This is a genomic window from Planctopirus sp. SH287, from assembly GCF_056500625.1.
On the sequence record NZ_CM151403.1, the window covers coordinates 1,843,678 to 1,856,938 of the forward strand.

The 13,261-nt window shown below is 52.5% G+C and carries 11 protein-coding genes and 1 tRNA gene; 11 read left to right on the plus strand and 1 reads right to left on the minus strand.

Features of this window, described 5'->3' with window-relative positions; all coding sequences use genetic code 11:
- Nucleotides 1-255: 255 nt before the first annotated feature.
- Nucleotides 256-1,092 carry a 3-methyl-2-oxobutanoate hydroxymethyltransferase gene (panB, locus tag SH287x_RS06925; protein WP_479517866.1) on the minus strand — a complete coding sequence of 279 codons (837 nt, stop codon included), beginning with the start codon at nucleotides 1,090-1,092 and terminating at the stop codon, nucleotides 256-258.
- 133 nt (nucleotides 1,093-1,225) lie between these two features.
- Here panB and SH287x_RS06930 point away from each other — a divergent pair, with 133 nt between their 5' ends.
- The 11 genes from SH287x_RS06930 to SH287x_RS06980 all read left to right on the plus strand — a co-directional run bounded on the left by SH287x_RS06930 (nucleotide 1,226) and on the right by SH287x_RS06980 (nucleotide 13,213).
- Nucleotides 1,226-1,504, plus strand: coding sequence for a hypothetical protein (locus SH287x_RS06930; RefSeq protein ID WP_479517867.1), 279 nt, complete (start codon nucleotides 1,226-1,228; stop codon nucleotides 1,502-1,504).
- Nucleotides 1,505-1,968: 464 nt separating this feature from the next.
- On the plus strand, nucleotides 1,969-3,339 hold the full coding sequence (locus SH287x_RS06935; protein WP_479517868.1) for a diadenylate cyclase: 1,371 nt from the start codon (nucleotides 1,969-1,971) through the stop codon (nucleotides 3,337-3,339).
- Between the two features lie 181 nt (nucleotides 3,340-3,520).
- A complete protein-coding gene (locus tag SH287x_RS06940) occupies nucleotides 3,521-4,456 on the plus strand; it encodes a hypothetical protein (RefSeq protein WP_479517869.1) in 936 nt (311 codons plus the stop codon).
- Entirely contained in the window at nucleotides 4,456-5,670 is a 1,215-nt protein-coding gene (locus tag SH287x_RS06945; RefSeq protein WP_479517870.1) for an aminotransferase class I/II-fold pyridoxal phosphate-dependent enzyme, read from the plus strand. The genes SH287x_RS06940 and SH287x_RS06945 overlap by 1 nt, the downstream gene beginning before the upstream one ends.
- Before the next feature lie 749 nt (nucleotides 5,671-6,419).
- Nucleotides 6,420-6,737, plus strand: coding sequence for an RNA-binding regulator (gene rbp, locus SH287x_RS06950; RefSeq protein ID WP_479517871.1), 318 nt, complete (start codon nucleotides 6,420-6,422; stop codon nucleotides 6,735-6,737).
- A gap of 412 nt (nucleotides 6,738-7,149) precedes the next feature.
- Nucleotides 7,150-7,223 (plus strand) — tRNA-Arg (locus tag SH287x_RS06955).
- 629 nt (nucleotides 7,224-7,852) lie between these two features.
- Nucleotides 7,853-8,902, plus strand: coding sequence for an NAD(P)/FAD-dependent oxidoreductase (locus SH287x_RS06960; RefSeq protein ID WP_479517872.1), 1,050 nt, complete (start codon nucleotides 7,853-7,855; stop codon nucleotides 8,900-8,902).
- A gap of 169 nt (nucleotides 8,903-9,071) precedes the next feature.
- The gene (locus tag SH287x_RS06965) at nucleotides 9,072-10,253 is read left to right on the plus strand and encodes a M24 family metallopeptidase (protein WP_479517873.1); all 1,182 of its coding nucleotides are present in this window, start codon (nucleotides 9,072-9,074) and stop codon (nucleotides 10,251-10,253) included.
- Nucleotides 10,254-10,323: 70 nt separating this feature from the next.
- The gene (locus SH287x_RS06970) at nucleotides 10,324-11,343 is read left to right on the plus strand and encodes an NAD-dependent epimerase/dehydratase family protein (RefSeq protein WP_479517875.1); all 1,020 of its coding nucleotides are present in this window, start codon (nucleotides 10,324-10,326) and stop codon (nucleotides 11,341-11,343) included.
- 397 nt (nucleotides 11,344-11,740) lie between these two features.
- Nucleotides 11,741-12,259 (plus strand): thioredoxin family protein, encoded by a 519-nt coding sequence (locus SH287x_RS06975; RefSeq protein ID WP_479517876.1) that lies wholly within the window; start codon nucleotides 11,741-11,743, stop codon nucleotides 12,257-12,259.
- 672 nt (nucleotides 12,260-12,931) lie between these two features.
- Entirely contained in the window at nucleotides 12,932-13,213 is a 282-nt protein-coding gene (locus SH287x_RS06980; RefSeq protein WP_479517877.1) for a hypothetical protein, read from the plus strand.
- Nucleotides 13,214-13,261: the final 48 nt, after the last annotated feature.

The following is a 13,261-nucleotide window of genomic DNA, read 5'->3' on the forward strand; positions in this document are numbered from 1 at the left end:
GCAAAGCGGAAGGTGTAGAGACTAGACGGCAGACACGTAATGTGAAGGTATAGTCCAGACCACAAACCCGAAAGGGGCGGCGAAAGCCGAAGTGGCACGCATAATCCCTTGGTTGCAGGTTCGAATCCCGCCGGTCCTATTCTTTTATTGTGTCATTCAGCAGGCCAGAGAGTCCCATAGCCAGAGAGTCCCAAAAGGCTGCGTGTACTCTGAGGCTATGTTTGCGATATCCCCGCTGGCTATTTTGTGTGGCCATTATGTGTGGCTATGTTCAGGGCCTGGGAAGGTTCCTTGGTGAACCTCTTGGACATAGGCGGAAGCCGCCTGCCGAATTTGAGTATCAATTTCCGCAAAGCGTTTTAGGAACTTGGGGGAAAACCCAGGTGTTATACCCAGCAGGTCGGGGCCAACCAGAACCTGACCATCACAATGAGGGCCAGCTCCAATTCCAATTGTGGGGATTCGTAATTCTCTGGTGACCTGAGCTGCGATTTCTTCGGGGATGAGTTCCAACACAATACCAAAGGCCCCCGCTTCTTCTGCTGCTTTCGCATCGGCCAGAATCACTTCAGCGTTCCGTTGAATGCGTCCCAGCCCACCCAACATGTGAATGGCCTGAGGTCTCAGCCCCACATGGGCCATGACAGGGATATCTGCGTCGGCGATCCGGCGAATTGTGCTGGCCTGTAATGCGCCCCCTTCCAGTTTGACGGCGGCTGCCCCCGTTTCTTTTAAGATCCGACCCGCATTGGCAACCGCCTGATCTCCATTCACCTGGTAGCTCAAAAAAGGAAGATCCACAATCACAAGTGCCCGCCGGCAGGCGCGTGCCACGATCTCGCCATGATAGATCATCTGCTCAATAGTGACGGGCAACGTGGAGTTGTGTCCTTGAACCACCATTCCCAATGAATCACCGACAAGGATCGAATCAACTCCCGAGTCATCAAAAGCTCGGGCCATCAGGAAGTCATAAGCGGTCGCCATAGCGATTTTTTCCCCCTTGGCCTTGGCATTGATGAACCTGGGGACGGTCATTCGCGAACCAGATAACCCTGTCGCAGAAGAAACGGGCTGAGGATGGTGTGACATAAACAGAAGCACCTGTGAGGTGTGAGGCGGATGGTCAATCAAACGAATGTCGAGCTAAGGACAGGTGCAGGCCGCCAAAGTTCTCGCGATTTTTGTGGCTGCTTTCAATCAGTAGAAGATGCAGGAAATTCTCGTGGGAGATCTGTTCCGTTGCCACCTTGTGGAGAGAATCACCGGGAAAATATGCGAACCTAAGTCAGGAGGGCTTGCTTTGTGTTTGTTTGTTCAGTTTTTCTGGCAGAAGTTCTTGTTTGCTGACGAATTGTTGGCTTCTGAAGGATTCCAAAACAATCGAAATGAGTGTGTGGTTGATTTTGCTGCATTATTTCAGGTCGCTGGTGTGTTGCAAAATAATGCGCGCGAGGGCCGGTCGACCAGCGTGATGCCTGAATGCCACTTTGCACGTCGGTAAAGCGTCCTTTTTTGACTTTTTCACTAAATGGCACGATAGGTGCAATGTGGTTGGTTTCAGAGGAGCGACAGGCGTTGGCCCGCACTTGTCGTAACTCTTGAGAGGGTGGCTGGCACATGCGTGTGCTCGCCACCCTCTCTCTTTATCTCCAAAACCAATCATCTCGTCGTCGATCATCAATTTGACGACCTTTCCTCACGACGCCGAATTCTGTACCCCAAGTCATGAGAGTTTCGGCCAAGTGGAATTCCCTTTGGACAGCGCCAGGCTGCCCGCTGAGATGTATGGACAGAGGCTGACAAACTCCTTCAGAACAATTTGCGATATCATTTACCATGAGAGATTGCCCTGGCAGCAGATTGCCCAGAGCAACCGGATGAAAGCCTCTCGACAGTCAGGAGATAACAACAGTATATTTCAGGAGTTGAGGCGTTTAACGAGCGTGGATCATTTTTGGCGGGAGAGTGGTCATCTTGGATCTGGCTGATCTTGTCAACGGAATTCGGATTGTCGAACTGACTGCCAAAACACGCCAGGGAGCCATTCGCGCACTTGTTCAAGCAGCAAATTGGGATGATGATGGCATCAACCCAGAAAATGTCCTGGACGCGATTGAAGAGCGTGAAGCTGCAGCGCAAACTCTTGTGGCTAATGATTTTGCGCTTCCACATGCCTTTATTGACTGGGACGGCGACTTTCGTATCGTCTTGGGTCGCAGCAAAAATCGGGTCGACTATGGTGGCCCCGCCGGGATCAATGTTCAGCTGATTGTGCTTCTCGTGATTGGTCGCAAACTGCAGCAGACCCATGTCGAAGTTTTGGCGGCACTGGCCGAATTGCTGAAAAGCCCTGAGTTCCGACAAGCACTGATTGACGCGAAAGACGTTAAGGCGATTGATGCCCTGTTGCTCACTCAGGCAGGAATACAACCTGAAAATCGACCAGTTCGTGGCCCAAGCATTCCGCGACTGACAGTCAATATGGTCAAGACGGCCATCCAGTTGACGGAAAGTTTGGGAGCACAGGCTTTGTTGCTGGCTGTCGAGCGTGTGGAAAATGTTCCCTGGGAGGCTTTGTCGTCGTACAAAGGTCGACTGTTGTTGATCACCTCGCAGCATTCCGAGGATTTTGACCATAAGCGGGAAGATTTGCATATCTTCGACGTGGCACACGCTTCTCTCTCGCGATCTGATCGGGCAAACCTTGGTCTTCTGCTGGCAGCTTCAAGTGGACTGCTGATCGAAAAAATCAGCGTTGTTTGCGTGACGGGGCCTGACGGTCGCAGGTTGGACAGCATCAATGTTACCAAGCCGGAAATTCATTTTCGGGCGATGCTCTCAGAAAAAAATCGTCGCGGAACCGATGTTGTTCGACCTGCAGTCATGCTTCGGGTGCTGACTCTCGCGATCGAAATCTCGGCAGAGGGCCGTGAGGCTCACCCGATTGGGGCACTCTTTGTAATTGGTGATTCCCGCCAGGTGCTCCGACACTCGCAGCAATTGGTTCTCAACCCGTTTCACGGTTACGCTCGCCAGCTTCGGAATGTTCTGGATCCCAGTCTGGCAGAGACGATGAAAGAATTTGCGCTGATTGACGGCGCGTTTATCATCCAGGGGGATGGAACCGTTCTTTCCGCAGGGACTTACCTGACACCAAAATCCGCCTCAGGAAGTGTGACACATGGCCTGGGTGCACGACATCAGACGGCTGCTGCCATCTCGGCGCATACTCAGGCAATGGCGATCACTGTGAGCCAGTCAACAGGCACCGTGACCGTCTTTCGCAATGGCAGTTCCGTGCTTTCGCTCGAGCGATCTGGACGCACCAAATGGTAAGGACTTGCTCAGAGCCGTGTCATGCCGGGTGATTGGTCTTGCCAGTCGATGTTTTTAGCCACTTGATATCGTGAAATCTGAACCAGTTACAGACAGATACGGCTTCCAGAGAGATTCTCGGCTCATCAGAAGTCACAGAAATGACAAGAACGCGATAAAAAAGCAGTATAAGGCACAAACCATGTTCTGGATTTGCTCCCGTTCTTCGTCCAGTTGCTCAATGACCATTATTTGGAAGTGGTTATTGACCGGTGCGGCTGCATTGTTACTGAGTGGAAATCTGTCTGCGGCCGATCTCTTTGACAAACATGATTTTTCGGTCGTCAAGCGCGCAACCACAGAACTGCCTGCCATCACGAAAATCACGATGCAAGGAGCTTCCAAGCTGAAGCCCTTCTCCGCATCGATCAGCACGCCTTGCCTCGTCGTTAAAACCAGTGAAGGCAATTATGCCAAACTGCTGATCAGCTGGGGCTTCCGAAAGAACGGAGACGACCGTCTCCCCGTGTTGCTCATTGAGCGGTTTGTTACTTATCGAGGTGATCGCCCGGATATGACAACCGCGACAGGTCATGACATACTTCTGTTTGCCGGTTTTCAGTTTGACTTTGATATCGGTCAGGTCGTACCACCCAAAGCCGGTGGAGACATTGCTTTTACTGCCGAAAGTGTGCTGGAAGTGATCCCGCCTGCGATCATGGTTGACCTGCCCGGCTCACTTCTCCCAGCATCTGAAGTGCCCGCCCGCTCATTGACAGCAGCCGAGACAACGGCACAGGATTTTGCCGGCGACTGGATCATAAATGCCGACAATCGCTGGAATGGTGAATGGTCAATCAAAGTCGATGATGAAGGGCGCATCACCGGAAAGTTTCGATCCCGTGAGTCCCAGAACCTGTATGACATCACGGGAAATGTTTCGGCGCTGCCACACCAGGCACGAATTGAGATTTTTCTCGCCAACGCGCAGGTTTCCGCTGAAGCTTATTTATGGACGAAAGAGCACGATCATATGGCCGGCGTTGTGACGGTGGCTGGTCGCAAGTTCGGCTTTTTTGGCAAAAGGGCGACTCCGGAAACACCAGCCCTCACTCCCTCTACCGGCCCACAGCGATAATGGATCGTCCTCTCCGAGCTGTTGATCAATGGCAGCAGTCCATCGATCAGGAAATCGCCAAGCTCGACGAAGCTGGACTGCGCAGGTTTCGCCGCACACTGACCCCACTCAAGAGAGGGTTACTAAAGGCTGATTTTCGCACGTTGGTGAACCTTTCCGGGAATGACTATCTCGGTCTCTCATACCATCCTCAGGTGCTGGCTGCCGCTCATGCCGCTTTGGAAGAGGGTGTCGGTTCACGTGCCAGTGCTTTGATCAGCGGTCGCTCGCCCTGGCACGAACAGCTTGAACGGACAATTGCAGCATTTGAGGGTTGTGAAGATGCCCTGATTTTTCCCACAGGAGCAGCAGCCAACGTCGGCGTGTTGACGGCCGTCATGCGTGACTCAGATACGGTTTATTGCGACCGCCTCAACCATGCCAGCCTGATCGATGGATGCCGGCAAAGTGGAGCAACGCTGCGGATATACCGGCACCTGGAACTGGAGCGTCTGGAGCGAGAACTACAGAAACCCGTGGCTGGTGGACGGCGGTGGATCGTGACGGACTCCGTTTTCAGCATGGATGGAGATATCGCACCCCTGCCTGATCTGTGTGATCTTGCAGAGGCCTATGATGCACTTTTGGTTGTCGATGAAGCGCATGGCACGGGAGTCTTTGGCCATTCTGGCCGTGGGGTTTGTGAGCACTTTCATGTAGAGAATCGTGTGGCTCTCAGGATTGGCACACTCAGTAAAGCCCTTGGCGCGATGGGTGGCTTTGTTGTGGGAAGCCACTCCCTTTGTGAGTTCTTGCTGAACAAGGCCCGTACACAGATCTATTCTACATCACTCCCTCCAGCTGTCTGTGCCGCGGCAGCGGCTGCGATTGGCATTATTGAGAGTGAACCTGAGCGCCGTCAGAGACTTTGGCACCATGTTCGACAGGTTGACTTTCAATTACGGCAAGCGAATTTGATTCCTGATGGGCAATTTGCCAGTCCGATCATCCCAATCGCGATGCACAACCCTGAAAACGTCATGAAAGCCGCGCAGGCGATAGAGGAGGCCGGTTTTCTTGTGGGAGCGATTCGCCCGCCAACTGTTCCAGAGGGAACATCGCGATTGAGGCTGAGTCTGCATAGCGAATTGACTGAAAATGAACGCGATCAGGCCATGAAAGTCATTACGCAGGTCATCACTGTTCTCAAAATGATGGCAGACCGCGCAACCTGAGAGGTGTGATTTTGAACATTCGGCAAATTTGTAGGAATTCTGGACTGTTCAGCTTCGTGAATGCTCGATACTCTAGCCGATGTCTGATCACTGTCGAAAGTTTGCGTTTCTGTTCTTTTCATACCTCCTGGTTCAGGTGGCTTTCCCGCTGGGGAAATCAATTGGAACCAGCACGAACGAGCCAAAGATTTTTGAATTTTTGTGTCCGTTTGTGTGGCAGCCTGTTTTAATTACAGGCTCTAAGAACCGTCTGCCACTTTCAGCCGTATCGATTCCAAACCCTTCCGTGTTATGACGGAAATGGCTGTCAGGTTTAGTGCAGATCGTCGTGCAGAATAGTTCCACGCAATTTCTCCGAATGCGCCCCAGTCCACGAAAGACAGATCGTCGGTTCTCCGGCTTTCAGTTAGTGATGGCACTGGCAGGCCTGGTTTCAACTTGCAAGCTCATGGTGTTTTTGTCCGCGAATTTCAATGGCTTGGCTCCAGTGAGCAACTTCCCTCCGTTGAAATCAGCTCGACTCGCCCCATGGCTTCATGTGAGACTCCGTTACTGGTCGCTAATTCTGCGGTCACTCGGATCGCATTCTCTGATCTCATTTTCTGAGTGTTGTCTGGTTCCAGTTTGGAATCAGATTTCCCACGCCAATGCGAATGTCGCAGTGGCTGGTTTTCGTGTCGAGTCTCGCAATGACCGGTCCTTTCGGATGTCGGGTACTGCAGGCCGCTTCTGTTAAAGGACGTAAAGTCATGGGTACGAAACTGTATGTCGGCAATTTGACATATGACATCAACAACGGCACTCTCGAGCAGCTCTTCGCCCAGTTCGGCGAAGTTCGCTCCGCTCAGGTTGTCATGGATCGCGACACCGGCCGCTCAAAGGGCTTCGGCTTTGTTGAGTTTGGTGACGCACAGTCTGCCAGCGATGCCATCTCTGCCATGAACGGTAAGGACGTGAATGGTCGCGCTCTGACTGTCAACGAAGCTCGCCCACGCGAAGAGCGTAGCGGTGGCTTTGGTGGCGGCGGTGGCGGTGGTGGTAGCCGCTTTGGCGGTGGCCGTCGTTAATCAATTGAGGATGCACACTGCATTCCTGAATTACTCGTTGAGGTTGTGAAACATGCTTGCATGATTTCTTGAAGGCAAGGTGGCCGCGATACATCGTTAGCTTCCTTGCTCTCCAGCCGGAAATGATCAGCCCGTTGCCTGAATGTCATTCATTCTCGCAACGGGTTTTTTTATTCCCATTTTTCCTCACGGTATTAATGATGACTGAACTTAAGGAGTTTCGTAAGCCTCAGCTTTGAAAGCGATGGTCTCAGAGAGTTGTGTCGTCGCGCCTTCATGAGGTACCGCCTCCCTCTCAATGTGCTCGAAAACTTGTCCATAAATGGCAGGTGGTCGGTTGACCCTAATGCTGACGGAGACTACATTGCGTAAGCACTTCAGGTCATAATGAGTGCCACGCAGCCATATTGCTGCACCCCTAGCTCAACTGGATAGAGCATCGGTCTACGGAACCGAAGGTTGGTGGTTCGAACCCACCGGGGTGCATTAGACTTACTTCGATTCGCCTTCCGGACTGTGCCCATGAAAAAGTGGGTACAATCCGGAAGGCGTTGTCGTTCATAGGCTCAGTGTCTTGAACCCGTGGCTTGAACCCGTGTCTTCATCTCCAACATCGAACGGAGAGCGACACCTCCTTCTGGATGTCGCTTGGAGCTTTATGTTTCCGGGTGTTTTCCCAGGGCGAGTGACGGATTGAGCACCCGGAGGTTGACTGCAGCGGGCAGCATCTTCGCTGGATCTGCTGGAGGCTAAATGGTTTAGCGATATTCCTCAGCTTTTGTGGCTTTTAGATTCGTTCAGTAATTGCCTTCGTTTGTCGAAGGGCGAAGAATTCCACACCACCACGAACGAAGCCATGGCACGCCTGATGATGAGCTGCAAAACCACTGATTCCCCGGCAGTCTTTACTTAACCAGACGACTCGCAAGTCGGGGTCATTCTTGGGATGTGATAGCAGACTTAGTCAAGTAAGCTGGCTGAGCCGACATGTTCGATCTATTCCGTCTTCCGATGTTTCAGTCGTCGCAGTGTTGATGGATCTGTCAGGCACCTGTATCGTTCCAGAAATCATCGAATTCCCATTGATTGAACACATCAAAGTCTGGAGAAACCCTGTGGCAGAGCGCGTCGTGATTATTGGTTCCGGGCCTGCCGGATGGTCAGCAGCTATTTACGCCGCTCGTGCCAGTCTTGAACCACTTGTGTTTGAAGGAGCCATCAGCGAAGAAAACCGGATTCGCGGGACTCTTCCTTTGGGGCAACTGGCTTTAACCACTGAAGTTGAGAATTACGCCGGGTTTCCTGCTGCGAATCTGACTCAGTTTCTAGAAACGGCACTTCCAAAGGGGCGCCGTCAATATATGGCTCCTCATTCCGGTCATGGAGTCACTGGGCCGGAACTGATGGAGTTAATGCGACAGCAGGCCGTGAATTTTGGGACTCGGGTGATCACAGAGGATGTCCTTTCAGCCGATTTGTCGAAAGGCCCCTTCAAACTGAAGATTTCCGACGGCTCAGAAGTTGAAGCGCATGCTCTGATTATTGCCACAGGCGCCCGGGCCAACTATCTGGGGCTGCCCAGCGAAGATCGATTTAAGAACATGGGCGTTTCGGCCTGCGCTGTGTGTGATGGTGCCCTTCCCCGTTTCCGCAACCAACCTCTCGTGGTGATCGGCGGCGGTGACAGCGCGATGGAAGAAGCTTCCTACTTAGCAAAGTTTGCATCAAAAGTGCATCTGGTACACCGTCGCGATGAATTCCGTGCCAGCAAGATTATGGTGGCTCGTGTGCTTGAAAATCCTAAAATTCAGGTCGAGTGGAACACCCATGTGACCGAAGTGCTGGGGAGTAACGAAAAAGGTGTCACGGGAGTGCGCCTTAAGAGTACCAAGGATGACACAGAGCGGACGCTGGAAGCCACAGGGATGTTCTGCGCGATTGGTCATACTCCCAATACCGATTTTCTCGGCGGTCAGATTAAGACTGATGATAAAGGTTATGTGGTCTATCAGACGCCCTTCCGCACTGCGACATCCGTTGAGGGTGTCTATGCCGCTGGCGATGTCGCCGACAGTTACTATCGTCAGGCGATTACTTCGGCGGGAACGGGTTGTATGGCCGCCCTGGATGCTGAACGCTGGCTCGCAAGTCAAGGCATTCATTAAATAAACAGTCACGAGACTTCATGCTGCTGCTGGAATTTTGTGAATCACATGGCATTTTCCAGCAGGCACCAGTGGTTATGTTCACGAGTTCTCAGTCTTCTCATGTCACTTGATGGCATGTTTCACTGTGCTGCATTCCTCCCGATATCTGGACTTTCAGGAAAAAACCATGCTGACTGCTGAAGGTGTTCTCGGACGACGTCGCCGCCTCTGGAATGCACTTCCCAGTCGAATGGAGTGGGTTCTGATTGCTGACCCTCGGCATGTTCAATATCTCTCGAATTTTGCCGTGAACCCGCTGAGTTTTTCGGCTGGTGAACGGGCTTGGCTGCTCCTGGAACGATCTGGCAAAGCGACACTGCTGGGAGATAACTTCACGCTTCGTTCGCGGGCCATGGATCCCGTGGTCGACGACGAAATTATGATCAAGTGGTATGACCATCAGCATTCGGTGATTAACCGTGATCATGCGCTTCTGGCTGCTGCCAAACAGGTTGCGGACAAGCTCTATGGGCGTGTCGGAGCCGTTGAAGCCGAGTGGCTCCCTGTCGGAGCTTTTGAAGTTCTGGGGTTGGATCGTGAATCTCACTCGATCAGCCGAGAAGTTGGAGACGGGCTTCCTGCTAAAGATCCTGTCGATCTGGGAACAACCATTCGGACTTTGCGACGTCAGAAAGATGCCGATGAAATCGCCCAGTTGAAAAAGTGCATGCAAGCCTGTGATGCAGGCCATGCCTTTGCCCGAGAGTTTGTCCAGGCAGGACGTACCGAACTGGAGATTTATCTGGGAGTCCAAGAGGCGGCCCTCTCTAACGCTGGCCGCGCGGGACTGGTCTATGGTGATTTTCGCGCAGCCACACCTGCGACGCCCAAGTCGGGTGGCTTGCCGACATCATATGCCTTGCAGCCGGGAGATATGTATATCCTCGACTACTCCGTCTGTCTCGATGGGTATCGCTCAGACTTTACGAACACGATCTGCGTTTCTGAGCCTACGGCTGAACAGCAAAAACTCTACGACATCGTCATGGCTGCTCAACAAGCCGGAGAACAAACCTTGAAGGCTGGTTGTCCGGCCAGGGATGTGTTTGCTGCTGTCGAAGCACCGATCATTGAAGCTGGCCTGAAAGATCGATTTGGCCACCATGCTGGCCATGGGATTGGTTTGGCTCACCCGGAATCGCCGATTCTTGTTCGAGATAGTACCGATGTCCTTCTCGCAGGCGATGTTGTGACTCTGGAGCCTGGTCTATATGTTCCTGGCGTCGGCGGGATTCGCATCGAGCATAACTACTTGATTACAGAAACGGGTTACGAGCGGTTAAGCCAGCATGTGATTTCTTTGCGGTAGCCGCCTTTGGGCATCGCCCAGTTGATTCGTCACCATTGATGCGCCTCTCTCCAGCCAACTGATGAACACCATGACTGACATGCTTGCGCCAGCGGATTCTCACCGGATTCTCGTGACGGGAGCCGGCGGGTTCCTTGGTGGCGCTATTACCCATCAGTTGGTTGCCAAGGGGCACCAGGTGATCAGTTTGCAGCGGGGAGATTACCCTGAGTTGGCCGCTGCCGGTGTGACGTGTCATCGGGGATCGATCAATGATGTCGCGGCTATCGATACTGCGATAGAAGGATGCGAGACCGTTTTTCATGTGGCAGCCAAAGCGGGAGTATGGGGTTCGTGGCTGGATTATTTCCGAGTGAATGTTCAGGGAACGCAGGCAGTGATCGATGCCTGTCGTCGAGCCAACGTTAAACGCTTGATCTTCACTAGCTCGCCCAGTGTTGTGTTTGATGGCAGTGACCAGGTGGGAATGGATGAGTCCGCTCCTTATCCCGCAAAATATCTCGCTCATTACCCGGCAACCAAAGCTGATGCTGAGCGGCGGGTTCTGGCTGCCAATAGCGAATCCTTACAGACGATCGCACTCAGGCCGCACCTGATCTGGGGGCCGGGCGACCCGCATTTGATTCCTCGTGTACTGGAACGGGGGCGCCAGGGAAAACTTCGCCAACTTGGTAACAAACAGTGCCTGGTGGATGCCGTGTATATCGATAACGCTGCTGCTGCTCATGTGCTTGCGATGGAGGCATTGGCTGCAGGACGGGGTGCGGGTGAGGCTTATTTCGTCACCAATCAGGAGCCTTGGGAACTCTGGACATTGTTGAACCGAATCCTCCAGTGCGGCGGCGTTAAACCGACGACAAGATCAATTCCGATTCCCTTCGCCAAGGCTGCTGGGGTCACTTTTGAAATGATCTACAGTGTTTTGGGAAAGACGGCAGAGCCACCCATGACTCGTTTCGTTGCCAGTCAACTCTCTACCAGCCACTGGTATTGCCCAAAGAAGATTCAGCGAGATTTGAATTACTTCCCCCAGATTTCCATGGAAGAAGGGTTTACTCGTCTCTCTCTGTCTTTATCCTCTCGCTCCTGATCTTGAAGGCTGGCGGCTTAGAGCGGTGACTGTGAGATTTAAGCTGTGAGATTTAAGAAGCCTTTATTTGCCACAGTAGACATACCTGTGTGATGCCCCAGACTTCCTGTGTAGGGTATGCCTCCCATCTTCAAATTTCCCCATCGCGGGAAAAGCCCCTCATGCTTTGCATGCTCCCTAAGTTGGCGGAATTTGCGGCAATTTTTGCCATTTGGATGGAGTCCAGTGGCACTTTTGCTTAGTCTTCTCGGGCAGTTTAGGAAACCTTTGCCGGTTCCGTTGGCTTTATGGCCTCTCTTGGTTGTCACCATCGGTTGATCATCGGCAAAAGGAAGGGAAGCCCTCAGGGAGTGAACGACGAATGGTGTTTGATTTGCGCAGGATGTGCTTGTCTTTTGTGACCGCAGTTTTCATGCTCAGTTTTGTGATTGAGCTTTCAGGAGCCGAACAAGGGGGGACGTCTCCAACTCAAGCGGGAGCAACCTCCCCTTCCCCCAATGGAATTGTCTGGCGTACGTCTTACCGCAAGGCGTGGGAAGAGTCTAAAACGACTGGCAAGCCGATGCTGGTGACATTCTCAGCCAAGTGGTGTCTAGCCTGCCGTACTCTGGAACAGCAGACGCTGAACCATCCCCAAGTGCATCAGATGATCAACCAGAACTTTATCGCAGTGCAACTTGATGCCGATGCTCACCGCGAGCTGGTAGGTTCTTTCGGAGTCAAAGGACTTCCGACTTGCCTGGTGGTGGCACCTGACCTGACCATCGAAGATCGGATTGTGGGCATGGTAGGCGTGGGAGCATTTAAGGGGCGTCTCCAGGAATCGGTTCGACCAGATATTGAAATGGCCAAGCGAACTGTGGAAGTCACTCCGGCTTCTGCAACCAGGCCGGTGAATGGCGCAAGTCCGCTATAGACCCGTTTCCGGGTCGGTGTGGCTGCGTATGTGCGCCATTTGTCTTGGGACGAATGGTTTTTTACGCAGCCAGAACGCGATTAATATCGGATGCCGAGCTAGGCGTTCACGCCTGATTTGACCACCCTCCAGAGTGAGTTCATTCACTAACGTGGCGGTAGTCAAAGGCGTCCTGAAGAAAATCGTCAATAGGGAACATTTCTCGCCAACTGGTGGTTGATGACCATGTGGAACTGTGGGGTGCGGCAACTTTTGTCGCATCCAACAGTTGCATGGCGTATTAGGGATCGCATTTCCTCAGAACCCCCTGCTTGCCGATGACAACGAATGTCACGGCGGACAGGGGGGATTTCAGAGAGACGATTCTCCACGTTTTTGATTTTCAAGTTGGTAGATCAAGGTCTGGGCTGCCGGCCAAAATGACCTAATGCATTGTCAAAGTTTAAAATTCGAGGTTAAACAGGCAGTCAAGTCCGACAACGGAGGACGTTGCGGCGACATCAACCCCAAGATAAAGCCGTGACACGGCACTGACCTGGATTTCTTTACAGACTCTTACAAAACCTCTGATGTCGCTGGAATTAACGACGTCGTCCGCATTTCCAAAGATGCACCAGCGGTTTTGTCAGGAGTTCATGGTCGACTCGCATCAGCGTTGGGAAGCAAACCATCGTGCGTGACATTTCTTCTGTCAGGTCGTTAGAAGACCTGCGAACCTTCGTTCATCAGGAACTCTGTGCGTTCGAGAATCTGCTGACCGAGCAGTTTCAACTCTCGGAATCGCGCATCATGAGAAATGGTGAACTTTGCGGGCTTCAGTTCATGCTGCAAGGGCCGCGTAATGTCCGGCTCAATGCTGTCTGGGCCGCCGACAACAATGACCTCTACTTTTACAACACCCGCGGCGAGCGTTTCGCAAAATTGCGGATTGCCAGTCAACTCATTGAAAACTGAGATTCCAGCAACCATTTACGATTGGGTGCTCATGCTGTTGGGGTGACA

Bases quoted from the DNA above. Each gene is read 5' to 3' on its own strand.
- SH287x_RS06945 (WP_479517870.1), top strand. From the start codon at position 4,456: ATGGATCGTCCTCTCCGAGCTGTTGATCAATGGCAGCAGTCCATCGAT.
- rbp (WP_479517871.1), top strand. From the start codon at position 6,420: ATGGGTACGAAACTGTATGTCGGCAATTTGACATATGACATCAACAAC.
- SH287x_RS06965 (WP_479517873.1), top strand. From the start codon at position 9,072: ATGCTGACTGCTGAAGGTGTTCTCGGACGACGTCGCCGCCTCTGGAAT.
- SH287x_RS06940 (WP_479517869.1), top strand. From the start codon at position 3,521: ATGTTCTGGATTTGCTCCCGTTCTTCGTCCAGTTGCTCAATGACCATT.
- SH287x_RS06970 (WP_479517875.1), top strand. From the start codon at position 10,324: ATGACTGACATGCTTGCGCCAGCGGATTCTCACCGGATTCTCGTGACG.
- panB (WP_479517866.1), bottom strand. From the start codon at position 1,092: ATGTCACACCATCCTCAGCCCGTTTCTTCTGCGACAGGGTTATCTGGT.